General features: G+C 39.2%; 21 protein-coding genes. 11 read left to right on the top strand and 10 right to left on the bottom strand.

Annotated features, from left to right (window positions below):
- Positions 1-244: 244 nt before the first annotated feature.
- The 6 genes from O3607_RS05090 to aroF form a co-directional block, all read right to left on the bottom strand.
- Positions 245-1,480, bottom strand: a complete 1,236-nt coding sequence (locus tag O3607_RS05090; RefSeq protein ID WP_371443475.1) for a shikimate kinase — start codon at positions 1,478-1,480, stop codon at positions 245-247.
- Between the two features lie 123 nt (positions 1,481-1,603).
- Positions 1,604-2,743 carry a bifunctional chorismate mutase/prephenate dehydratase gene (locus O3607_RS05095; protein WP_129823389.1) on the bottom strand — a complete coding sequence of 380 codons (1,140 nt, stop codon included), beginning with the start codon at positions 2,741-2,743 and terminating at the stop codon, positions 1,604-1,606.
- A complete protein-coding gene (aroC, locus tag O3607_RS05100) occupies positions 2,730-3,824 on the bottom strand; it encodes a chorismate synthase (protein ID WP_295822734.1) in 1,095 nt (364 codons plus the stop codon). The genes O3607_RS05095 and aroC overlap by 14 nt, the downstream gene beginning before the upstream one ends.
- Positions 3,825-3,896: 72 nt before the next feature.
- Positions 3,897-5,165 (bottom strand): 3-phosphoshikimate 1-carboxyvinyltransferase, encoded by a 1,269-nt coding sequence (aroA, locus tag O3607_RS05105; RefSeq protein ID WP_308693752.1) that lies wholly within the window; start codon positions 5,163-5,165, stop codon positions 3,897-3,899.
- A gap of 106 nt (positions 5,166-5,271) precedes the next feature.
- Positions 5,272-6,324, bottom strand: a complete 1,053-nt coding sequence (aroB, locus tag O3607_RS05110; RefSeq protein ID WP_129823481.1) for a 3-dehydroquinate synthase — start codon at positions 6,322-6,324, stop codon at positions 5,272-5,274.
- Between the two features lie 74 nt (positions 6,325-6,398).
- Positions 6,399-7,412: a 3-deoxy-7-phosphoheptulonate synthase gene (gene aroF, locus O3607_RS05115; protein WP_129823392.1), complete on the bottom strand. Its 1,014-nt coding sequence runs from the start codon at positions 7,410-7,412 to the stop codon at positions 6,399-6,401.
- A 730-nt stretch (positions 7,413-8,142) separates the two neighbouring features.
- Between aroF and O3607_RS05120 the strand changes: the two genes are divergently transcribed.
- From O3607_RS05120 to O3607_RS05130, 3 genes are all read left to right on the top strand, one after another.
- Positions 8,143-8,559 (top strand): GNAT family N-acetyltransferase, encoded by a 417-nt coding sequence (locus tag O3607_RS05120; protein WP_371443477.1) that lies wholly within the window; start codon positions 8,143-8,145, stop codon positions 8,557-8,559.
- A gap of 85 nt (positions 8,560-8,644) precedes the next feature.
- Entirely contained in the window at positions 8,645-9,103 is a 459-nt protein-coding gene (locus tag O3607_RS05125) for a DIP1984 family protein (protein WP_371443478.1), read from the top strand.
- A gap of 437 nt (positions 9,104-9,540) precedes the next feature.
- Positions 9,541-10,179, top strand: coding sequence for a hypothetical protein (locus tag O3607_RS05130; protein WP_287532729.1), 639 nt, complete (start codon positions 9,541-9,543; stop codon positions 10,177-10,179).
- Positions 10,180-10,262: 83 nt separating this feature from the next.
- On the opposite strand, the gene O3607_RS05135 is transcribed toward O3607_RS05130, so the two are convergent.
- Both O3607_RS05135 and O3607_RS05140 read right to left on the bottom strand, forming a co-directional pair.
- Positions 10,263-11,291, bottom strand: a complete 1,029-nt coding sequence (locus O3607_RS05135) for a ribonucleotide-diphosphate reductase subunit beta (protein WP_129823396.1) — start codon at positions 11,289-11,291, stop codon at positions 10,263-10,265.
- 74 nt (positions 11,292-11,365) lie between these two features.
- Positions 11,366-13,648, bottom strand: a complete 2,283-nt coding sequence (locus O3607_RS05140; protein WP_371443479.1) for a ribonucleoside-diphosphate reductase subunit alpha — start codon at positions 13,646-13,648, stop codon at positions 11,366-11,368.
- Between the two features lie 440 nt (positions 13,649-14,088).
- Between O3607_RS05140 and O3607_RS05145 the strand changes: the two genes are divergently transcribed.
- Positions 14,089-14,607, top strand: coding sequence for a flavodoxin family protein (locus O3607_RS05145; protein WP_371443480.1), 519 nt, complete (start codon positions 14,089-14,091; stop codon positions 14,605-14,607).
- Between the two features lie 82 nt (positions 14,608-14,689).
- On the opposite strand, the gene O3607_RS05150 is transcribed toward O3607_RS05145, so the two are convergent.
- Positions 14,690-16,249 (bottom strand): hypothetical protein, encoded by a 1,560-nt coding sequence (locus tag O3607_RS05150; protein WP_371443481.1) that lies wholly within the window; start codon positions 16,247-16,249, stop codon positions 14,690-14,692.
- 153 nt (positions 16,250-16,402) lie between these two features.
- Here O3607_RS05150 and O3607_RS05155 point away from each other — a divergent pair, with 153 nt between their 5' ends.
- The 7 genes from O3607_RS05155 to O3607_RS05185 all read left to right on the top strand — a co-directional run bounded on the left by O3607_RS05155 (position 16,403) and on the right by O3607_RS05185 (position 23,949).
- The gene (locus tag O3607_RS05155; RefSeq protein WP_371443482.1) at positions 16,403-17,575 is read left to right on the top strand and encodes an iron-containing alcohol dehydrogenase; all 1,173 of its coding nucleotides are present in this window, start codon (positions 16,403-16,405) and stop codon (positions 17,573-17,575) included.
- A 75-nt stretch (positions 17,576-17,650) separates the two neighbouring features.
- Positions 17,651-18,448 (top strand): hypothetical protein, encoded by a 798-nt coding sequence (locus tag O3607_RS05160; RefSeq protein WP_371443494.1) that lies wholly within the window; start codon positions 17,651-17,653, stop codon positions 18,446-18,448.
- 30 nt (positions 18,449-18,478) lie between these two features.
- Positions 18,479-19,345, top strand: coding sequence for a hypothetical protein (locus tag O3607_RS05165; RefSeq protein WP_060924431.1), 867 nt, complete (start codon positions 18,479-18,481; stop codon positions 19,343-19,345).
- 147 nt (positions 19,346-19,492) lie between these two features.
- Positions 19,493-20,404 carry a hypothetical protein gene (locus O3607_RS05170; protein ID WP_153186851.1) on the top strand — a complete coding sequence of 304 codons (912 nt, stop codon included), beginning with the start codon at positions 19,493-19,495 and terminating at the stop codon, positions 20,402-20,404.
- A gap of 108 nt (positions 20,405-20,512) precedes the next feature.
- The gene (locus tag O3607_RS05175; protein WP_371443483.1) at positions 20,513-21,550 is read left to right on the top strand and encodes a nicotinate-nucleotide--dimethylbenzimidazole phosphoribosyltransferase; all 1,038 of its coding nucleotides are present in this window, start codon (positions 20,513-20,515) and stop codon (positions 21,548-21,550) included.
- Positions 21,551-21,559: 9 nt separating this feature from the next.
- Positions 21,560-22,873 carry a DUF389 domain-containing protein gene (locus tag O3607_RS05180; RefSeq protein ID WP_371443484.1) on the top strand — a complete coding sequence of 438 codons (1,314 nt, stop codon included), beginning with the start codon at positions 21,560-21,562 and terminating at the stop codon, positions 22,871-22,873.
- A gap of 254 nt (positions 22,874-23,127) precedes the next feature.
- Complete coding sequence (locus O3607_RS05185; RefSeq protein ID WP_156719207.1) at positions 23,128-23,949, top strand: MetQ/NlpA family ABC transporter substrate-binding protein; 822 nt, start codon at positions 23,128-23,130, stop codon at positions 23,947-23,949.
- Positions 23,950-24,053: 104 nt separating this feature from the next.
- Here O3607_RS05185 and O3607_RS05190 read toward each other — a convergent pair whose 3' ends face one another.
- The gene (locus O3607_RS05190; RefSeq protein ID WP_060924426.1) at positions 24,054-24,944 is read right to left on the bottom strand and encodes a PocR ligand-binding domain-containing protein; all 891 of its coding nucleotides are present in this window, start codon (positions 24,942-24,944) and stop codon (positions 24,054-24,056) included.
- Positions 24,945-25,020 lie beyond the last annotated feature (76 nt).

Genomic DNA, 25,020 nt, shown 5'->3' on the forward strand with positions numbered 1-25,020 from the left:
TTGGTCATATTATTGATTTTATATTAAAAGTTTGTTAAGCTAATTAATTCCGTTTGTAATTACATTGTAATTGCACATGTGGATTTTTACAAATACATATAAAACATAGGGGAAATAAAAAAGCAGTAGTAATCCTAAGGATAGCTACTGCTTTTCAGTTTATATCATTGATGTCATGATATGAGTTTTAGTTTTATCTAGAAATACAGATGTAAAGTATTTTACAAATTTGATATACAAGCTCTTACAATAAGTTTTCTTCGAAGTCTTCTAGGATAGTCGCCACTGTTTCTGGTGCATTGCGATTATGTTCTACGATGCATTGAGCGAAGCTTTCATACATTGGTGTACGCGTTGCTTCTAGTTCGCGTAAGCGTTCGATGCCACCACTAGAGAGAACACGACCAGAGGTAGAGAGGTTTTCTACTGGTTGTGTTAATTGGTAGATACGACCGTTTTGTCGTAGGTGTGCGAAGTTTTTAGGCACTGTGACACAGCCGCCGCCAGTGGAAATAATAAGACCTGTTTGAGTACCGAATTTTGCAATCATTTCCGCCTCTTTTTCACGGAAGGCAGGTTCCCCTTGTTCTGTAATGTATGTGGAAATGTTTCCAATTTCTTTTTCTAACTCATGATCCACATCTACGCAAGTACGGCCCATTTCTTCACCGAGCGCTTTACCGACTGTAGTTTTTCCTACGCCAGGCATGCCGATGAGAATGATGTTTTCCTTTTCGCGGCGCATATCTCGCAAGATTTGCTCGATTTCCTTTGTACCAAAGCTTTCACCTTGAAAATGGTTAGCCGCCTCAACGCCTTGAGCCACGAGGAATGGCAAGCCATCACAATGAGGAATTTCCATCATTTCTGCTTGTAATAGCAAAATTGTGCGGCGTGGATTATAGATGAGATCTACAACGCCTTCCAATTTAGAAAATTGTGTAATATCGATGAGGTTAGCTGGATTATGAGGATACATACCGACAGGTGTGCAGTTAATAATAATCTGTGCTGTTTCGTAGTAATTAGGCGCATCACCATAGAATGGTGCCGTCTTACGAGATAAATGGACGATATTTTTAGCACCCAAATCTTCCAGTGCTACGTGAACGGTAGCAGAGGAAGCGCCATCGCCAAGGATAATACATTCCTTGCCAGATACATCAATGCCAGCATGTTGTAGGGTAAACACGAAACCATCGTAGTCAGTATTATAGCCGTGCCATTTACCATCTTTGCGAACCATCGTATTCACACAACCGATGCGTTCTGCGCGAGGGTCTACTACATCACAAGTTTCAAGGGCATTTACCTTGTATGGGATAGTGATATTGATACCTTGTAATTCTGGATCTGCGAAGAACTCTTGTAGTTGGCTCGGTTCGCGTTCAAATAATTCGTAATTTGTATTCCCTAGCGCACTGTGAATGCGAGGGGAGAAGCTATGGCCTAACGTACGGCCAAGTAAACCAAATTTCATAGGACCTCCTAGGTCAATATACATAGAATGGCTAATAGGCTGGTACCTATTAGCCATTGAATTTTTATAACTATATGTATTGTACTATATATGTTCTTATAGAGACTAGTACATATAAGTATATTAATTTTCAGGGTAATTGCCTAGTAAGCGGAATTTATCTTGTGATGTATGCAGCTCTGCTAGAACAGACAATACCTTTGGAGCTGCTAGGGATGCTTCTAAGTCGAGGTAGAATAAGAACTCAAAGTTATGTCCTACGATCGGGCGAGACTCAAGTTTGGTAAGATTTACGCCGATGTTTGCAAACTTGGTAAGTAATGTACCAAGACCACCTGGAGCATGGCTTGCTGTAGTTACCACGGAGATTTTATTAGCCCCTGGGTATACATGGAAGTCCTTGCTGATGCAGATAAAGCGCGTATAGTTGTTATCGCTATTTTGGATATTGCGCATCAATGGCGACAAGTTATACAAGTCTGCACATTGAGGTGCTGCAATAGCTGCTATGCCTGGATCATCACTGGCTGCCACCATTTGTGCTGCACGAGCCGTGTTATCGAAGGAACGTAACTCTACGCCTTCTAATGTATCTAGGAAGTGACTGCATTGGCCCAACGCCTGAGGATGGGAGATGATCGTATGAATATCTTCTAATTTAGTACCTTTTTTCACGAGTAAGTCGTGAGAAATCCAAAGGCGTGTACCGCGCACGATATAGCATTTACGCTCTTCTAAGAGGTCGTATACTTCTTTTACAGAACCATTGGAGCTGTTTTCGATAGGCAATACACCAAATTGACATTCGCCGGATTCTACCGCATCAAATACAGTACGGAAACCCGTTACGTAGTGAATTTGGCTGAGGGGCAATAATTTATCACACGCCATTTGAGCATTGCTGCCAAATACGCCGGCACAAGCTACGCTGCCACGTTGTGGAGGCAAGGTAGGGGACTGCTCAATGGCTTTTTTCATTTTTATTGTGAACTCATTATCTTGGAATAATTGTTCGGACTGATAGGTGCGGCTCAAGCTAAATAATGCTTCGAAGAAACGGCGCGCATATAGATCGAGATCCGGGCCTGCATCTCTCGTTACTTTATCGAGAATATCCCGTTCCCGTTTGGCATCGTAAATAGCCTTGTTCATTTCTTTTTTTGCCGCCGCAACGTCCTTGGAGAGTTCCATGCGCTCTTTGAAGAGGGCGAGCATTTGGTCGTTTATATCGTTAATCTTAACGCGTACTTCATCTAAGTTCATGGTCAATATCTCCTAAGAAATCAAGTATAACAAGGGCTGTAACAGCTTCGATTACAGGTACTGCACGAAGCGCTACACATGGGTCGTGACGACCTTGGATAGTGAGTAATGTGTCTTCTTTTTGGGAAAGTGACACAGAATGTTGTTCTTTGTAAATGGATGGTGTTGGCTTGATGCCTACTTGCATAACGAGTGGTAAACCATTGGTAATACCCCCTTGGATGCCACCGCTATTATTCGTTGTCGTTGTAATCTTATCGCCGTCCATGGTGAAAGCATCATTCACTTTGGAACCAAGTTGTGCACACATGTCAAAGCCTCCGCCAAAGGATACGCCTTTGATGGCAGGGACGCCAAAGATAACACGAGCTAATCGGTTTTCGATGCCGTCAAAGTTTGGATTTCCAAGGCCAATTGGTAGACCTGTAGCTACGACTTCAACGATACCACCTGTAGAATCGCCATCTTTTTTGAGTTGCATCACAAGGTTTTCAACTTCGTTACGCTTTTCTGAATCAACCATAGCGATTGGTTCCGTAGCGATATTAGCTAATGCTTTCATATCTGGATGAACCATATCGATAGGAGCATCTTGGATCGTTCCCACTTGTTTTAAATGGCCGTGGATTTCAATACCTTTTTCACGCAATAGTTGGAGAGCGATGCCACCAGCTACGCAAAGCGGTGCTGTAAGGCGCGCTGAAAAATGGCCACCACCACGCATATCTACCTTGTCACCGTAGCGCATACGAGCTGTGTAGTCTGCATGAGATGGGCGAGGGATATCGCGCAAGTTGTTATAATCGCTAGAGTGTTGGGATGTGTTGCGGATCATAAATGCCAATGGAGAACCACTGAGCATGCCGTCTACAATACCTGCTAAAAATTCAGGTGTATCGGCTTCCTTACGCTGTGTTGTTAATTGATTTTGCCCTGGCGCACGGCGCTTTAAAAAGGCTTTTAACTCATCGATATCGATGGTATGTCCACAAGGTAGACCTTCTACAATACCGCCGATGGCGTATCCATGAGAGGCGCCAAAGGTAGATACCTGTATGGTTTTACCGAAATTAGATGCCATTATATTAACTCCTACTATATAGTACGTACTATTTCTATTATCTATTAGATTACACCAGATACGATTAGAAAACTAAACTGGTTGTGCATTACCGCCCAGTAAATTCCAGTCCTCAAAGAAGTCTGGATAGGATTTTGTGATAGCTTCGCTATCTTTTAATGTAACAGGACTTTCACTGATGAGGGCCATCAATGTGCCTGCCATAACGAGGCGGTGATCATTTACACAATCACCTTGCCCACCTTTAAGTATACCACTACCGATGATATATAGGTCATCGCCTTCTTCGCGAACGGTGCCGCCTAGATCTCTTACGAGATTGGCAACAGCTACAAGGCGATCGGATTCTTTCAAACGTAGGCGAGCACCCTTAACAAAGGAGCTTTCCCCAGAAATAGAGCATGCAAGGGCAGCCATAACTGGTAACATATCTGGCATTTGCTCAAGATCTGCATGAATTGGTTTCGACGCTCGGCCTGTGACGGTTACGTTCATACCATCCCATGCTACATCACAACCTGCATCAATCATAACTTGCATGATGCGGCGGTCTGCTTGTACAGAATTCTTGTTCATGCCCGTAATGGTAATTGGTTTGCCCGTCATACCAGCGGCCACCATCCAGATTGCTGCATTAGACCAGTCGCCTTCGATTTGGTAATTATCTCGACCGATGAAGGACGCCCCAAATGGAACTGTGAAAGCTTCGTTAATATCAGTATCTGGTAAAGTATGCTCTACCTCTACACCAAAATCGCGCATAGTTTCAGTAGTTAATGTTACATAATCACTAGATTGTAGTGGAGTAGTAGACGTGATGGTAGATAAGCCAATTTGAGGAGCAGCCAACAATAAACCAGAGAAGAATTGGCTACTTACATCGCCTACCATACTAAATTGACCGCCTTGAAGACGACCAGTCATAGTAAATGGCGGTTTGTCTTGAGAAAATGTTACGCCATGCGCTTTCATTTCACCTAGCATAGGTTCTAGAGGGCGATCTGGTAGACGGCCTTTAGCATCTACGTCTACATCGTTACAGATGGACGCTGCTACAGGTAATAAGAGGCGTAATGTAGTGCCTGATTCGTGAGGAACTACATTGCCTTTCGCAGGGACAGATTCTGGTGTAACCGTGACAACTTTATTTTCATATACTACGTGAGCACCTAAGCCTCGCAAGGAGTCCATAGTAGCATCGATGTCTTTAGAGGTACGGCTCAATAGTATAGTAGATGGAGAGCTAGCAAGGGCTGCACAAATCAATGCGCGGTGTGCATGGGCCTTTGCTGGGATGGACGCAATCGTTCCTGTAGGAATGGCGTTCGTTACGGAATGCATATAAATCTCCTTTAAGTATTAGGTAAACCTTATATTACAAATAACGATTATGCAGGTTGTAGGCGTTAGACAATTTAAATAACTTAATCGTAATAGATAAGTTATCTTAATCAAGATAGGTTGCTAACTCTTCGTGGGTAACAACCTTGAGCTCGCTATGACCATAACTAGTAGGTACAACGATTTTTATAGTAGCACCTTCGCTTTTTTTATCGTGCTTAGCAGCTGCTAGGATTTCTTCTTTTGTTATGGTCGTAGTGGTTGGCAAATCGTGTGCTTCTATGAGGGCCTTTAATTTGTCTAATGCCTCTTTATCTAACTCTCCATGTTTGACAGCACCTTGAGCCATGAGAACCATACCGATGGCTACAGCATAGCCATGGTGGACTTCAAAGTGACTGGCCTTTTCGATGCCATGACCAAAGGTATGACCTAGGTTTAAGAGGGCACGAACACCGGATTCGCGTTCATCTTGTTCCACGATATCAGCCTTTGCTTGAACGCAGCGAGCGATAACGGCACTCACGCTATCGCGATGTTTAATTAATGGTTTATGTTCGAGTTGGGTTAATAAACCTGGTACATCGAGGAAACCATATTTGATAATTTCCCCACAACCATTTTTCCATTCCATGTCTGGCAATGTGTTGAGGGTTGTAGGATCACAGAGGACGAGGATAGGTTGTTTGAAAGCACCCCAAAGGTTTTTACCCGCTTCGAGATTGACTGCTGTTTTACCGCCTACAGAGGAGTCTACGGCGGCTAATAGAGAGGTAGGAACCTGTACATAGTCGATACCACGTAAGTAGGTAGCTGCTGCAAAGCCTGCCATATCGCCTACAACACCACCGCCAAGGGCGATGAGAAGATCTTTACGGGTTAACGATTGGGCCGCCATGTATTCTACTAAATCGATGAGTTGGTGTGCATTTTTGGAGCTTTCACCAGCAGGGAATACATAATCACAAACAGTATAACCCGCATGTTCCATATTAGCTTTCACAGAGTCCAAATAGTGTGGTGCCACATTACTGTCGCTGACGATGATTACGTGGCAATTTGGTTTTAATGGTTTAATATAATCGGTGATGCGTTGTAAAGCGCCTTCCTCGATGACAACGTCATAGGGTGTGGACGCGTTAATGTGGATGCGAGTCATAACGGTTCCTTTCATAAAAGAATAAGCTAGTATCTATTATAACGGATACTAGCTTATTTGTGTGCTGTTTAAGATTATTTAGTGCATTCTACCAATGCTTGGCGCAATGCGATAACTTCTTTCATAAGGCTAGTGAATTGGTCTGGACGTAATGCTTGAGGACCGTCGCACAATGCTTTGGATGGATCGTTGTGAACTTCGATCATAAGGCCGTCTGCACCGCCACCTACGGATGCAAGGGAAAGTGGACGAACCATGCGGCTCATACCTGCAGCGTGGCTAGGGTCCATGATGATTGGCAAGTGGGATAATTCGTGCATCATAGGGATAGCTGTTACGTCTAATGTATTACGAGTTTTAGTTTCGAATGTGCGGATACCACGTTCGCATAATACAACTTGTTCATTGCCTTCGGACATGATGTATTCGGCAGCCATTAACCATTCTTCGTATGTTGCAGATAAACCACGTTTTAAAAGAACTGGTTTGTTTAATTTACCAACTTCTTTTAAAAGCGTGAAGTTTTGCATGTTACGAGCACCGATTTGAAGCATATCTACGTTATCGAAGTATTGTAATTGGGAAATATCCATAACTTCGGAAACGATAGGAAGACCAGTTTCTTTTTTAGCTAGCTCTAATAATTCCAAACCTTCTGGACCCATACCTTGGAAGGAGTATGGAGAAGTACGAGGTTTGAAAGCGCCGCCGCGAAGGATTGTGGCACCAGCTTCTTTACAAGCTTTTGCTGTTTCTAATACTTGTTCAGGTGTTTCAACGGAGCAAGGACCAGCCATTACTGCGAAGTGACCACCACCGATAAGTGCGCCACCTACGTTGATTACAGAATCATCTGGATGGAATTTACGGTTTGCTTTTTTGTATGGTTCTTGAATACGAGTTACTTTATCTACGAAATCTAGGGACTCGATTTGGCGAGCATCGAGGGATGCAGTGTCGCCGATAAGACCTAAGATGTTGTAGCGAGCGCCTTCTACAGGATGGATAATGAAGCCTTTTTCCTCTAATTCACTGCGTAAACGAGATACCTCTGCTGTTGCTGCGTTTTGTTTTAATGTAATAATCATGATAAATCCTCCTTGTAAACTACAGTGAATAGTAGGGCTCACCATACGGGATAGCAAACAAAAAAGGGCTACCCGTAGTCTAATACGGGTAGCCCTTTTACTATTCTAAGCAACTAATAATGACTAAATCTTAATTAGCGTACCACAAATAGTTCCTTACCCGTACATTGGATAAAGAACCAATAAAAGTATTGTTTTGTAGCTGTGCTAATTTGGTTAGTCATCTTTGGTTGCTCCTTTCTAAAATGTTGGGTATAGTATAAACCCAAATGATAAAATTATGCAATACCTAAAAATGAATTTCATGGAAGTTTTAAAAAAAAATATACTTAATAACTTGTTCGAAATATAGATGTAATGAGGTATTTTGTAGAAAAATGATTTTTGCTATTCATGACTAAATTGTAGTATAATGAGTTCATAAAGAGAGCCAATCAACGTGTCGGTAGCGTTAGGCTCATCTAAAATTTTGGTAAAAATGATGCGCCTAACGTGTTAGAGGTCTAGCCACCTCATTACGTTAGGCGTTTTCATTACCTTACTTAACTAAGGCAATGATAGTAACTACGGATAACAAAATTATGATAACTACATATGTAATTTCATGTTTTGTCATAGTATCACCACCTTTCGGTGATGAACCTAACTCACGTCAATTGACTCTCTTAGGTACAGTATAACAAAAATAATTTTACACAAATAGCGATATATGAGTAGCTGTGGAGGCTATATGGTTATTCAAATCTTAGATCATATTACTGATGAAATAAAACAAATACGTATCGATGTATTTATGAAGGAACAGGGTTTTGAAGACGAGTTCGATGAAATAGATGAAATAGCAAAATTTGTCCTTTTATATATCGATGGCAAGCCAGCAGGTACATGTCGCTATTTCCCAAGTAACGAAGAAGGGGATGCCCATATTGGCCGTATGGCGGTGCGTAAGTTGTATCGTGGACAACATCTAGGTACTAAGATTATGATGGCCGCAGAAAACGGCATTCGCCGCGATGGATTTAAGACCTGCTCCTTATCAGCGCAAGTACAGGCAAAAGCATTCTACGAATCTCTTGGCTATAAGGCAGAAGGCGAGGAATACCTTGATGAAGGCTGTCCACATGTGATGATGCGGAAAGTATTATAAGAAACTAGATACTAAATATAATAGTTTGTATTAGTTCAGTCAGTATATTAATATCCATATATTTCAAAATATGAGGTGAGAGTTTATGAAACTAGCAGAAGCATTACAAGAGCGATCTGATTTGAATTATAAAATTAGTGATTTAGAGCTTCGTTTGACTCAAAATAGTTTAGTGCAAGAAGGGGAAGCACCGAATGAGAACCCTGAAGAGCTTTTAAAAACATTAGATCAATGTGTAACTAGACTACAAAAGTTAATTGCAGATATTAATTTAACAAATTGTAAAACTATTGTAGAAGGTCGTTCTATTACTGAAATTATTGCGGAAAAAGATAGTGCTGCATTGCGTCTAAGTGCTTATCGGACATTGGCGTCTAGCGCGGGTAGTATCAATTTTCGTGCGAGAGGGTCTGAAATCAAATTAATCCCGACCATCAATGTTAAAGATATCCAAAAAGAAGCTGACAATATAGCAAAACAAGTTCGTATATTAGACAATTTATTGCAGTCTGCTAACTGGACCACCGAATTGATTGAAAGCTAATATCTATATAGTTGGTAGTTTGAAACAGGGTGGACACAAAAATTTTGCTTTTACCAAGCGTTTGATGAATACATTCATGGGGCGAATGAAAATCTACAGTGTAGGCCTATTTGTGCACAAATGTATTGATACAATTTACAATGTATTACCGTGTGTCGACTGTAAAAACGAGGGTGGCGTTGGGGACTATTTCTAAATATAAACGATAAAAAGATATCCAATTCAAAAATCTGGATTGGGTATCTTTTTCTTATTATTCTAATTTATCGAAATCAAATACCGCTACCTTTGATTATAGGTACGTTAGTACTACGATATATTTAATTTTTTGATAAGTATATAAATTTTGCTTTTTACTTAGTGAATTATGATATAATATAATTAAATAATAATCATTATTTAATTATATAGAATTTCTTAAGTAAGGAGATTTCATTATGACAGCAGAACAAAAAGCAGCTACGGCAGCAACAAGTTCTACCGCAGCTAAACCAACACCTGAACAAGGTACTGAATGGATAATTTGCCGTGTATGCGGATATATTGAGGAAGCTAAGTACAGGGATCAACCTTGTCCAACATGTGGTTTTCCTCCAACAGTTTGGATGGATTACAAGCCACGTCGCATTGATTCAAAACGTGAAAAATTGCTAGATCTTCATTTACATCCAATTGCGGTACATTTCCCAATCGCAGCAACAGCAGCTTCTTTCTTAGTACCTGTTATTGCATTGTTGATTCCATCTATTGCAAATGTATTATTCCCTGCCATTACATTAGTAGCAATGATTTTACCACTTCTCGTTATCATTGGTGGTATTTCTGGTTATATTGGTAGTAAATTACGTTACAAAACAGGAACATCTAAAATTCCTAAAGCAAAGATTTACTTAACAGTGATTTACTTTATTCTTTCCTGTGCACAAGCCTACATCGCTATTGCTAACGGTGTAAATGCTGATAACGCATGGATTATGATTATTTTAGGTATCGTAGCTTCTATATTTGCTGCCAAACTTGGTAAAATGGGTTCCTATCTATTTGCAGGTCGATTCGGCCCATATACAGCTGGCTAACCGTTATTAACTGAATAACCTTTATAATGAAAAAAGTGATTCTCCCACCGTGAGAATCACTTTTTCTTTTATCATTTTTTTTATTATTCTAAATCATCGAAATCAAATGCTGCTGCTTTTGTATAGTTTGTAACTTTTGCTTCGAAGAAGTCAGTTTTTGTGCTATTCAAGTTGGAGAAGCTTTCAATCCATTCCATAGGATTTTCTTTGATTTCAGGATATAGATGAGGTAAACCGATTGCTTCTAAGCGGATGTTTGCAAGGTATTTGATGTAGCGTTCGATAAGAACGTTGTTAAGGCCGAGGATTTTATCATCAGTGATGTATTGACCCCAAGCGATTTCGTTTTCTGCACCTTGGCGAATCATGTCAGTGATTTTCGCTTCCAATTCAGGCGTAAACAAGTCAGGGCGTTCACGACGTAACTCGCGGATGATGTTTTGGAATAATACAAGATGAGTTACTTCGTCGCGGTTGATGTATTTGAAAATAGTGGATGTAGCTGTCATTTTACCTTGGCGTGCCAATGTGTAGAAGAAGCTAAAACCAGAGTAGAAGTAGATACCTTCTAAGATATAGTTAGCAATGATTGTGTGGATAAGGTTTGCTTCGCTAGGATCGTCGCTGAAACGTTGGTATGCATCAGCGATAAAGCGGTTACGAGCAAGCAATGTCTTATCTGTACGCCATTCGTCATAAATTTTGTCACGTGTAATAGGATTTGTTACAGTGTCCAAAATGTAGGAATAACTTTGAGCGTGAATTTCTTCTTGGAATGCTTGGATATTCAATAAAGATGCCACTTCAGATGCTGTAATATAACGGCTCAAGTTAGGCAAGTTTTCAGATTGAATAGAATCAAGGAAGTTCAAGAATGCAATAATTTTGTCAAATGCACGGCGTTCGTAATCTGTTAAGTATGGGAATTGCTTAACGTCTTCGTTCAAGGAAATCTCTTCAGGAATCCAGAAGTTGTTGAGCATTGTACGGTACATTTGGTTCGCCCAGTCGTACTTGATACGATTCCATTCGCGAAGGTTTGTGGTGTTGCCGCCAATCATAGATTGCGTGCCACGTTCACCATGTTCGTTGAAAATCAATTTTTTATCCATAGTAGGACTCCTTTATACAACGATGCGACCTATACTGCTATAGGTCGTCATCAGATTTATAAACACATCTCGTATTAGGAGGAGCAGCTAGTGCACTCATCCATTTCAAGGGATTGGTTACGGATGTAGTAGATTGTTTTGATACCTTGTTTGTAGGCCTCAACATAAAGGTCTAGGATTTCTTTCGCTTTCATTTGAGGTGTAATATACAAGTTGAAAGATTGTGCTTGGTCAATATGACGTTGACGTACGCCACAAGCTTTGATGGACCATTGTTGGTCGATTGTATGCGCCTCTTTGTAGAGCCAGAATGTTTTGTTGTTCAAATCTGGTGCAGTTTTTGGTGTGAAAGAACCTTTCTTCTCTTCGATGAAGAATTTTTTGAAGATAGGGTCGATACCAGCCGTTGTGTTCGCAATGTTGGAAGTAGAACCTGTAGGAGCTACGGCCATCAAATAACCATTGCGGATACCGTATTTTGCAACGTCTGCAGCCAATTGTTTCCAACGATCGGATGTGTAGCCACGACGTGTGAAGTATTCACCAGTTTCCCATTCGGAACCTTTGAATGCAGGGTATGCACCTTTTTCTTTCGCCAATTCCATGGAAGCTTTGATGGAATAGTACGCGATGTTTTCGAACAACTTGTCCGCTACTTCGATATGTTCATCAGACTCCCATTGGATATCGTGGTTTACAAGGTAGTGGTGGTAACCAGAAGTACCAAGACCAATAGCACGGTATTTATCAGAAGTCATGCGAGATTCTGGAACTGGTGCTTGGTTGATGGAAATAACATTGTCTAACATGCGGATTTGAAGAGCGATATTTTCTTCCAATTCTTCGTCAGAAATACGGCCAAGGCTGATGGAGTTCAAGTTACATGTAACCATGTCGCCTGTATTTGTTTTAGTAGTGATAGTGCCGTCTTCGTTGATGATTTCTTCAGCAAGGTTTGTGAAGCCAACGTTTTGTGCGATTTCGTGGCACAAGTTAGATGCGTAAATCATGCCTGCATGTTTGTTAGGGTTTGCAGCGTTTACAGTGTCGCGGAAGAAGATGAATGGTGTACCAGTTTCAACAGCAGAGCGCATGATTTTTTTCATCATGTCTAGTGCTGGCACTTCGATGCCGTGTAAGTTCGGATCTTGTTCACATTCAAGGTAACGTTTTGTGAACTCTTTGTTATCGTCTGTGTCGTAGAAGTCCTCTAGAGCATAGCCTTTTACAGCCAAGATTTCATGAGGGTCGAAAAGGGTGAAGTTTTCACGAGCAATCATGCGTTCCATGAAGATGTTTGGAACAGAGATAGCAGGGAAGATATCGTGTGCTTTACGACGGTCGTCACCATTATTTGTACGAAGCTCTACGAATTCGTAGAAGTCTTTGTGCCAAATATCGAGTGTTACTGTAGCACCGCCTTTGCGTTTACCCAATTGGTCTACTGCAACCGCTGTATCGTTGTATAAACGAATCCAAGGAATAACGCCACCAGAGGAGTTTTTGAAACCGCGGATATCGGAGTTCAATGCACGAACTTTACCAAGGTAGATACCAAGAGCACCACCGTGTTTAGATACGCGGGAGAACTTGCTGTTTACGTCGTAAATGGACCATAAGTTGTCATCTACACCAGAGATAAAGCAAGAGGACAACTGATGGAATGGTGTACCTGCATTTGCCAATGTAGGTGTAGCTGTTGTCATTTTTAATTGGCTCATCAAATCGTAGAATTTTTTAGCGTATTCTACTTTGTTTTTGCCTTCTACCAATGCCAAGTGCATAGCGATGGCCATGAAGCGTTCTTGTGGCAATTCAAAGATTTCTTTGTTGAAGCCTTTTACTAAGTAACGGTCAGCCAATAATTTAAGACCTTCATAGTTAAAGAGGTAGTCGCGTTTAGGTTTGATGTAATCGCCTAACTCTTGCAATTCATCAGGTGTATATTCTGTAACGAAGAAGTCAGCGTATTTTTTCTCTTCTACAAGCATATGTACAAGATTTGGGAAGTTGCCATAACCAAACGCTTTGTAGCGACGAGTGATAGCTGCTTCTTTATAGAGATCGAACAAGAAGAGGCGAGCTGCTACAAACTGCCAATCTTGGTTCATTTTATTAACTTGGTTGCCGAAGCCGTCGTCTTTTTTAGAGATAACCTTTTCGATAGCTGTTTGTACTAAAGTTTTTTGAATTTCTTTAGTTGTCATGCCATCAACGAATTGTAACTTCGCATCCATTTCCAATTCTAGTGGATCACAAGAATCTAACCCCAAACATGCGAAGGCAATCATACGTTTCGTTTTTTCAACGGATAAAGGCTCGAAATGGCCATCCCGTTTCTTGATCATAATCTCCATTACTGTTCCCCTTGAGTCTTAAAAGTAATAAAACTGTTAATCTAAGCATATATAAGATTAGACTGAAAAGTATAAAATATCTTTAAGTTAAGTCTAATCAGAAAAATAAGAAAACTACTATATGTTGTAGTTTTCCTATTAAGCTTATACATTATGTTACGATTATAGCGAAAAAATTCTATACATTCAATATTGACATTTAGAAAATTATAAATATAGTATCCTTAAAATTATCGATATAGTTATAAATACTAGAAAATACTACATGGGATGCATATATGATGATTTTGAATGCTATATCTCTTTTGAGAATAGTAAAATAGTATGTGGCAGTATATAAAATTCCGTTCTATATCGTTCTATATACTATTGTGATTTATTTTATTAAAAGCATGTCATATATGTCCTATAATAGACATATAGTAAATAGGAGGTAAGACATGAAGTCTATTGTTATATATTCATCCCTTACGGGAAATACAAAACAAGTGGCAGAGGCTATTACTAGCGTATTGCCTGCAGGTACACCATGTGTATCTATGAAAGAAGTGCCGTCCGATTTATCATCCTATGATCTTGTATTTGCAGGATTTTGGGTGGATAAAGGGACAGCTAATAAAGAGGCCCGTGATGTACTAGGCATATTACATAACCCTCACATTGCTCTGTTTGCTACAGCTGGCGTACCACCGCAAATGGCACATGCTAAGGAGAGCTTAATCAATGCAGCAAATTGTTTACCCGATGGTGTAGAGCCTGTAGGAACCTTCATTTGCCAAGGCAAGGTAGACCCTAAGGTCATTGAAATGATGTACAAGATGTTCCAGAAAGGGCATAGCCACGGTCAATCTGCTGATCGCGATGCACGTCACAAACAAGCTGCAGTACACCCAAATGAAGACGATTTTAAAGCGGCCCAAGACTTTGCCCAACATATTCTAGCTAAGTTAGATCGATGAATAAAAGCAGTACCCCTTCTGGGGTACTGCTTTTGTCATATTATATATGATGTTGTAATTATTACTATATTGTATTACATGCTTAATTATAAAGTACATTAAATTTAAGTTTACGTGTATCGAATTGGTTTATGAAGTACGACGTAATCAATAGCTTATATCCATTGCCTTCTATAACGACAGGATCGATAGCTGTTTTATCGACTGTAAGGAACTTATCATAAATATGATGCACCTCTGTCACACCGTTTGGTAGAGATACCTCTAAATCAAGGCCTTTGTTGAGGAACTTGAAGGAGATGGAGTCGAAGTTGGCAGATTCTACTTCGTATTCCTTAAGGTCTCTTTCGTAGACTATTAATTCGATGTTTTCAATGTATTTATCGTATCCTGCAATCGAAATAACCTTTGGTGCAGTTATAGCATCAAAATTAATATATTCAACTCGTCTGCCGTTTGTTGGGTTGGTATCTGGCAGTTTTAAATCATCTACAGGGACATATGGTGTGCCATAGTCCGTGAAGTTAGGATCAAAGGTAGCAGCTATTGGTAGGCTTGCATGCCATTCGCCATCGACTTTAGTATAGGTCACAAATTCACGATACGTTGTATAGCCTATGAATGGCGTTAAGAGAACAGTACCTAAGGCAAGAGCCATAACTGTTGTGTGTACCGATGGTTTTAAACCCTTCACAAGAGAGTATACATTGTGTACTAAGAAGATTAAATTGAATGCACTCACGTAAATCGTATTGAGCCAGAGCACTGGTTCATTAATCACACGTTTACCGATAAGAACTAAGCACAGTGTAGTTAGTGTAATAAACAAGAAACATAGGATTTGCTGTGTTCTGCTACTTTCACTAGATCTAAAGCTAGCCAAGTAGAATAGGTAGAAAATGGCTACATACGGATAGTAGGTGTAGAAGAAACGCGTATCCTCTCGAAGCCCTAACAGGATAAAGACTAAATAGATATTAGCTAGAATGCCTGTAATAATGGACGCCTTAGGCAAGATGATGCCGAATACAACAGTAAAAAATGAGTTTGGTGCTGGCGGACCTGCGGGATCCTCTTTATAAGAACATACCATAGATAGACAAATGAATATATTAATGGATGCGAGTACCTTAAAAATGGTTTCTTCAAAGTTGAATGGTTGGTCCACGATGATGAAGAAGAACCATAAACTCATGATGATAACTATGTTATATAGCGTAGACGTAACAAGGGTGATGCCAATCCGTTTGATGCGGTTAATGATTTCACCGATGTAGTGTTCACCAGGCGATGTGAAATACAAGGCAATCATGGAGTACAGCCATAGGTACGATATATTTTCCGTAGCTAGTTCAATACCTCGCACGTAGCCGTAGCTTTCGTGAATCATATAAAGGCCAACGCTGATTCCGATACTTACCAAGGTATATAAAACGGAAAACTTTCGAGCCCTTGTTATATAGCTTTGTAATATAACGATAAAGAAATACAGTGAGTATAGCTTAATGTCGATTTCGGCAAACCAATCTTGTTCAATATACAACGGTGTACATGAAAATATGGCTATTAATGCCAGCAATATAGGCGACTGCGTTGCAAGGTCCCGCAGCGAAGACCATAAATGTTTAATGGCAAATTTCATAGATGTTCTCTCCCTCTATAAATATAAATATAAATACCCCTCTTATTATTAGTATACCTGTTTTCTGGTGAAAGCCCTATGAGGTTTTACATGCTTTTAAATATCCTTTACAATAACACTAAGAACTAGTTTTCAAAGAAAAGAGGTTATCACATGGAATTCTCTTATTTTTTACCTGTAAATATCCAATTCGGTTGGAATAAAGTAGATAGTGTTGCTGATTGTGCTGCACCGTACGGCAAGAAAGCACTTATTGTAACTGGTCGTACTAGTGCCAAAAAATCTGGTTTATATGACCGGGTGGTAGAAAAGCTTGATGCAGCTCATATCGGTCATGTATTGTTTGATCAAGTAGATGCCAATCCATTGACCACAACTGCCTTAGACGGCGCTGCGTTAGCTAAATCTGAAAACTGTGATATGGTTATTGCTATCGGCGGTGGTTCCATCATGGACTGTGCCAAAGGGATTGCCTTTATGGCGGTGAATGAAGGCGATATTAACGACTATATTTTCAACCGTAAAGTTAGTGATAATGCATTGCCTCTTATTGTTATTCCAACGACTTGTGGTACCGGCTCTGAAGGCAACGGTTTTGGTGTTCTTACTAATCCTGAAACAGGTGATAAGAAATCCTTACGCTGCAATGCTATTGTGCCAAAGGTTTCTATTGTAGACCCTGCTGTAATGGGTACAATGCCACCTCATGTATTGGCATCTGTAGGCTTTGATGCACTATGCCACAACATCGAGGCCTATACATCTAAAACGGCGCAACCTTTCACCGATGCGTTAGCTCATTATGCAGTGACATTATTAGCACAATACTTTGTACCACTATATAAACATGTGAAAGCAACGGCGGAAGGCAAACCAGCTGTTCTCAACGAAACTCAACTTATAAAAGCTTGGGAGTCCGTGACATTAGCTAGCACAATTGGGGGCATGGTTATTAACACAGCAGGTGTAACATTAGCACATGGTATGGAACATCCAGCCAGTGGCCTTAAAGATATTACCCATGGTGTAGGCCTTGCTATTATTGAACCTGTTGCAGTGGAATATACATGGAGTGCAAACCCTGATAAATTTGGTGCCTTAGCTCGGATATTTAACCACGGAGATGGTTCCAAACTAGGCGAAGCATTACGCCTAATCGTACATGACCTAGACCTTACTACAAACCTTACAGAATTAGGATTTACGAAAAAAGACATTCCATGGCTCGTAGATAATGTATACGTTGTAGCTACAGGCAATATAGCTAATACAGTAGCTGAAATAAGCCGTGAAGATATTGAAGCGTTGTATAAAAAGATGTTTTAAGTGCTGAAGATGTTTTAAGTGTTGTCATAATAGGAGAGAGTTTTGTTCGAAGGATTTTATGGCTTATTAACGGTTATGCTATGCGTGTTGTTTGCAATTGTGGTAGTGCTATTTAATATAGCACCTATTACATATATTGTTTTTGGCATAGCCATAGTATCGAGTATATTTCTACAATATAGGCGCTTTAAGAAACAGTCCATATCTGAAAAAAGGCACACTCAGTTGGCTTGGTGTTTGTATATTGCCTTTACCCTCAGCTTTTCTTGGTTAGTAAGCGATTGGTTTAGGTACGACTTAAAAACAAGCATTGAGCAATTTGATTCCTTCGAGTATAGTACCATGGATTGGACTCAAGGGTGGCCTAATAGTGGAGAACTACCAGAGGGGTTAAAACGACCAGGAAAACTTCCCGACGGTATTTATAGAGCGTCTGCTTTTCGTAGTAGTTTAGCTTGGGCTAATGCATATCCAGAGAGATATACTGTACTTGAGGGAGACCCTAAAGTAATTGCACAATATGAGGCAATAGCAAAGCAAAATGCAGCCTATACAGCGCAAATTGATGCGAATGGTGTATTGCGTGATTTAGATACTGGGGAGAAAAAGCGTTTTATATCTCACCCTAATAGCTATAATATTGTAGAGAGTATAGAAGAAGAATCCCTTAATTTGCCAGAACGGACTTTTATTGAGTGGCTACGCTTTGCACCTCGAAAAGAAACAAAAACAGTAGTCAAGGATACATATAATTCTACTCGAAATCATAGATTATATGTGTTTGTAGATGATGGGAATACTAAAAGACCTCATTTTGTGGAATTGTTAATTAGTAATGATGGGACACGGGCTGTGTTTTATCAATCTAAGTAATTTGAGTAGGTATTGTTGTGGAGATCGTAAATGCAACGGTGTTTAATTTACTTAAAGAAATTGTTTTTTTCTAATCCTTATAGAAAGAGTATATGGTTTTTTATAATTCTTTGGGTATTAACATTTTTCTTCTCAGATTATATCTCGTATTCTGGGGTGTACTATCTGATTTTATTAATCGCCACGATTGTATTATTGCTTGAAAAATGTAGAGTTATTGATAGTGAGAAAACTGTACGTAAAAGATTTTTATCATATTTTTATGTTATCTTTTTTCTGTGTATGCTTCCTACATTAGCTGTTACTTTAGTATTTTCTGCTGTAGGAATATCCCATTATGATACTCAACGGTGGCACTCTACATGGCCTTCATCTAAGGCGGGGTATATTCCGTCTCCATTACAAGCACCTAAGTTTTTACCTGAGAGTTTGAAAGTGATTTCTTCTGCTGAAGTAATTGGAATGGGAGGGAATCAAAGCTGTTTAGTATTAGATGGTGATAAAGCAACGATTTCAAGGTATGAGGAAACTGTTAAATCTAATGCTTGGTATTCGTTTATAAATGGCAGGGATAAAGATACTACAGTTGAAGTACTTAATTCGTTTACATATCCAAAAGATAAAAATGTATTGGTTAGTGACATAAAGAATTATTATGAGATTATCACTATTCAACGACAAAACTGGAAATTATTTCCCTGGTTAATTGATGGCAGCCAGAGTGTCGGTGATGATCCTAATGAAGATTTTTATTATAGCACTCGAGTATCAGCTGAGAAATATGTAGTATATGTTGTTTACCATAACTTTGATCATGACCAGCCAAGAGTGATTTACTTTATGTTTAATCCGGAACGAACGCGAATGATTACTGTAGATATAGATATGTATCATTAGAGTTGGGCAGAGTTTGTATATAAAATTTGGAACAAAGGGGCTGTTTTGTTACAGCCCCTTTGATGATTCTACAAGTATTAAAAGGTACAATACTAGTAGAGATTGAAGTTGATTGTAGTGGTTGTTATAAAGCTAAGGAGTTGTATTGTGAAAAGAATATATTCATACATTGCTGCACTGTTAATGCTAAGTCTTATGGCTTCACAAGTACATGCAAAAGAGCCGGTTACTCAAAGTGATATTTCTGGTAGTGCTAAAGAGAAGTGTGTTAGTAGTGAACAAACTAATGATAAGATTGAAGCTGATTTACAAAGACATTTGGAAAGAATGAAGTCAGAGGACATAGCTAAGGGGTATTTACGTGAAGAAAAAACGTATGCTGAAGAAGTTAGTTTAGTTCGGGGCAGATTGTATCATTCAACGGATAAGCTCATTCATGATGAGAAAAAGACTACTCTTTTATCGTATCCTGTGGGAAGGAAGGTTCCTTGTAAGAAGAGTTTAAAGGATATAGATTCATATACAGACACAATTACTCGTAAAGGCATGACATTCCGCATTCCTAAAGGTGCAGAGTTGAAGATGTTCTATATGTTAGATAACAATATTTTTATAGTGTATGAGATAGGAGATATTTGGTATTCTATTCAGATTATTCCTTTAGATGTAGATCATCCTGATAGTAAAGATATAGAAAATAAGGTGCTTGTAGATAAAGAGTATAATTTTTATCACACATTGCAAGTATATTGGCGTATGTGGGGAATCTTTGATGATTTACAAAATCCTACTTATTCAGCGGTATGGAATAATGGCTTGCCTGGAATGTTAGTGGATTCATACAATCCAGATAAGAAATCTAATTTACTATTTGCTGCATATGATGGACGGTATGCTGTATTTAATCAGCTTGTATATAATCCAAGTACGAGTCCTTTTACTCATGAGCAGTTAAGAAATACAATTGAATATTTTGATTCTAATAACAATCCAGAGTTTAAGGCTAAAAAGCATAGATTATTCCCTGATGAGAGGATAATTCGTATATATGAGTACTAGTACAAACCTTATATTACTAATTATATAATTTGTGTTATACTTCTATATAGAATAATATCGAATTAATAGAAGGCTAGTTGGCATATTCTGTGCAGACTAGAGATTAGAATGAAAGACAAGTCAGTATTACCTATAGAGGAACAATTAAATAGATTTCTTCAACCGAAATGCCTGATCCCTGGTGGCCTAGGCTTGTGGGAGGATTATTTCCGAAAGATTTGTACTGCTTGGGGCGAGATTAGTGGTGAAATTCGACCTCAGCATATCATATTTTCTGCCGATAATGGTTGTAATATGGAAGGTTATGTAGGTTATAACTACGAGGTAACGCAAAAACAGTCGCGAAATATGTTATTAGGTCGCTCGTCGGCGACGCAATTTTGTAACTTTAACAATATTCCTTATGAGGTTGTGGATGTAGGAATTGCCTCAGATGATGGCATCGGAGTGGATCGCAAGGTCGCAAAGGGGACAAAGAATATATTAAATCATCCTGCTATGACTGAGGATGAATTTAATAGTGCCTTTCAAGCTGGCTATGAACGAGTTGAACATTATGTAAAGCAAGGGATAAATCTTTTTTCCTTTGGTGAAATGGGACTTGGGAATACGACGACTTCTGCCTGTGTGTTGTCTGCCTTAACGGGAGCTGATCCCACTGAAACAGTAGGACCTGGTTCTTGGCCGAATAAACCAGATTTGATGAAACGAAAAATTGATTTTGTGTGCGCTGTATTAGATAAGCATAAGACTAGTGTCGTTTCTGACAGTGAAGTTGAAAGAGTTCGTAAAATCGTAGCCCATGTAGGGGGCTTTGATATTGCTGCTATTCTTGGGGCTATGCTCGCTTGTGTTGAGTTTAAAAAGCCCTTCGTCATTGATGGATTTATTACAGCTGTATCAGCAGCTTGTGCGGTACATATGAATGATCGTGTTAAGGATTATGCATTGCCATCTCATAACTCTCGAGAAAAAGGCACAGAACTTGCGTTAGATGAGGTGGGAATTACTCAAGACATGGTTCCCATCCAAGCACAAATGTCGATGGGGGAAGGCACGGGGGCCATCTTAATGGTTCAAATGTTGAAAACGACACAGCATATGTTTGTACATGTGGGCACCTTTGCAGATTTGATGAAATTATAAGGAGAAAGAATGGAACTAAATAAATACTTTGATATACATTTTGAGCGCGCTGATGATGCAACTATTGCTAAAAGGTTGATAGGTGGGGCTAAGATTAAGGGACCTGCGTTGGTTACCCTGATTCTCTCCATATTTATCGCCTCTATTGGGTTGAATATGAATAGTACGGCAGTTGTTATTGGTGCTATGCTTATATCACCGTTGATGGGACCTATTTTAGCAACTGGTTTTGGCTTTGCTACGCTTAATTTTACAGTTGTGAAGAGTGGTATTTTAAGATTGTCCTTACAGGTTACGATTGCTGTTTTGGCATCTGCTTTATATTTTTATATTTCTCCCGTTCAGGCGGCTACATCTGAACTATTAGCACGTACAGAACCGAATATTTTTGATGTATTCATTGCTATATTTGGTGGGTTAGCTGGGATTATTGGGCAAACGCGTAAGACCTTAGATAATGTTATACCAGGTGTTGCGATTGCGACTGCACTCATGCCACCACTATGTACGGCAGGATATGGACTGGCTAATGGAAATTGGCAATATTTCATTGGGGCTGGCTATCTATTCTTTATAAATGCATTTTTCATCTTCTTTGCAGCTTTTATTGTTTTAAAAGGTGTATATAGTTTGCCATTCCATAAACAAGCAGAAGAGGTTAATCGTCGTAACCAGCTAATATTTCTCGTGATTGGTCTTATTATGGCTATACCAAGTATTTATGCAGGCTATGATATGACCATCAAGTATTCTGAGTCAAGTCATATGGAGCAGTTTATTAAGAATGATATTAATCAAGAGGGACGTCGACAAGTGATTGATTATTCATTGGATCAAACGAATAAGCTAGTAAACATAGTAGTTATAGGAGCTCCTGTGACTTCAGAGGAGCGAGCCCAGTTGGATGACAAGTTACAGAAGGATGAATACTTGCAGCCTTATACATTACGTTTTGTTAATAGCGTAGATGAGCAAAAATCTACTATGGATAAGACGAACTTGAATAAATCTTCAGAGAATCTTGGAACATATAAAAACTTGAGTAATCTCTACAAGCCGACTTATCAATTAGTAAGTGAAACTATAAATACTATGAAAACGACAGAAGCTGAAGCAAAGGCGTTATTCCCGTTTGTAAGCAAAGTGGAAGGCATGCCTTTGATAGATAATCTAGAACAGCCTAAAGCGAGTCGATATATGGTGATTATCCATACTACATCCACTATATCTGATGCAGATTTGAAACGAATAAAAGCTTGGTTAGAGGCTAAATTATCAGCACCTGTAACTATTTCTGTGGAGCAAACAACGTCAACTCAATAAGTTGATTTTTTGATTTTGATTAGATTGTTTATTATATAGAGCGATATGTATAACGGTACTAAGTTTGATTTTAGCTATTAGGTATATTACCTAGTAGTACGAGGAATCATCTTAGTACCGTTTTTATATACTTGGCATAGCTAAATGTAATTACTCTTATCTTGCTATAGATTAAAGTTATATTATCTACGAATATTGTATACGTATGAGTCTTCGTCCGAGATGTAGGTTTTCATCGTAGATAGGAGGATTACATGAAAAAATGGTTAGCATTAGCAGCGACGGCCGTACTGGGTGCGTCCTTATTGATTAGTGGTTGTGGCTCTTCCACAAATAACGCGAGCTCTAGTGGCTCTAAAGAGGTATTAAAGGTAGCAGCAAATCCTGTACCTCATGCTGAAATTTTAGAACAAGTTAAACCTATTTTGGCTAAGGAAGGTGTAGACTTACAAATCGTTGAATTTACAGACTACATCCAACCAAATATGGCTCTATCTAGCCATGAAGTAGATGCAAACTTCTTTGCAAACGTACCTTACCAAAATAACTACAATAAAGATCATGGTACAAACTTTGTAAGCTTTGCACCAGTTCACATCGAACCATTGGCTATCTACTCTCAAAAAATTAAAGACTTGAAAGACTTGCCAAATGGCGCAAAAGTAGCTATCCCGTCTGACCCAACAAACAGTGCTCGTGCACTTCTCTTGTTGCAAAGTGCTGGTCTAGTAACATTGAAAGATCCAACTGGTTTGACTAATACACCATTCGATGTGACTAGCAATCCTAAAAACATCCAAATTGTTGAGTTAGAAGCAGCTCAAATTCCTCGTTCTATCCAAGACTTAGATGCAGCAGTAATCAATGCTAACTATGCGTTGCCAGCTGGTCTTAATCCTACAAAAGATGGCTTGTTCGTAGAAAAAGCTGACTCTCCATATGCAAATCTTCTTTCTGTTAACCCTGGTGATGAAAATAAACCAGCTATCCAAAAATTAGCTAAAGCATTACAATCTCCAGAAGTTAAGAAGTTCATCGAAGAACACTACAAGGGAGCTATCATCCCAGCGTTCTAATTGATCGTTAATAATATATGTATCTGATACAATACCTTCTCATGACAAACTCTATAGATACGAAAAAGGCGTAACACCAATGGTGTTACGCCTTTTTTATTATATTATGGATGAATTGGTTTTGCATATTTTTTTCTATATGAATGTGGTGTTTCAGTGGTAGCCATTTTGAAAATTTTACAGAAATAACTAGTTCTGTTATAGCCCAATGTTTTACTGATCTGATTAACTGTTAGTTGGGAATATACTAATAGTTTTTTCGCTTCTTGTATGCGCAATAGTGTTATATATTGCACTACTGAAAGTCCCGTATCATCTTTAAAAATCTTAGAGAAGTAGGACTCACTTAAATGAATATGTTCCGAAATCCTTCTGAGCGACACTCGTTTGCTCAGATTTTTTTCTATATATAACATAGCCTTTCGAATTTCTGGACGATTAATAGGTCGTTCAGACTCCACAAAGTCTGGCAATTGTTCATAAGGCATCTCTTCTGCTATGGCATCGTTAAATGGGAAGTAGTGTTCTACCAAAATCCGTAAAACCTTTGTAGCACTGTAGATTTGTTCGGCTGTCAAAACTGGTAAGGTCCGATATAAGGCGCGAAGTTTAGTATCATCATGCCAATCGGTCTGGGTAGGCAAAATAGGTTTGATCGTTGTATCTTCTGTTTTTGTTTGTCCGGCCATGATGAAGCCTAAGATGGCGCCATCTTTCATGATGGGCACGGAGAAATCTATAAGGCCCATGTGACAGCGATACGGGCAGGATGATAGTTCTTTTGTAGCATCTAGGCCACCATATAAGTCGCATTGATTGCAGCGCTTGGCATAGATTGGATTGCGCCTTACGACCTTACAAAATGGAGAAAAGTTATATTCTTGAGATAACACTTTTCCACGATTATTAACAAAAATAGCAGCAATCTTTGTTATGTTTGTGAAATCGCGCATGATTTCATTGATAAGCTTAGTATCTTCATTCGTACAAATCATGGTAAAACCTCCAATCACAAATGTGTTAAGAGGGCTAGTAAGCACACCGCTAAATAGCTCTACTTGCTCTCTATCT

Origin of the sequence: Veillonella sp. 20925_1_51 (genome assembly GCF_041431445.1) — a bacterium.
Classification (GTDB): domain Bacteria; phylum Bacillota; class Negativicutes; order Veillonellales; family Veillonellaceae; genus Veillonella; species Veillonella nakazawae.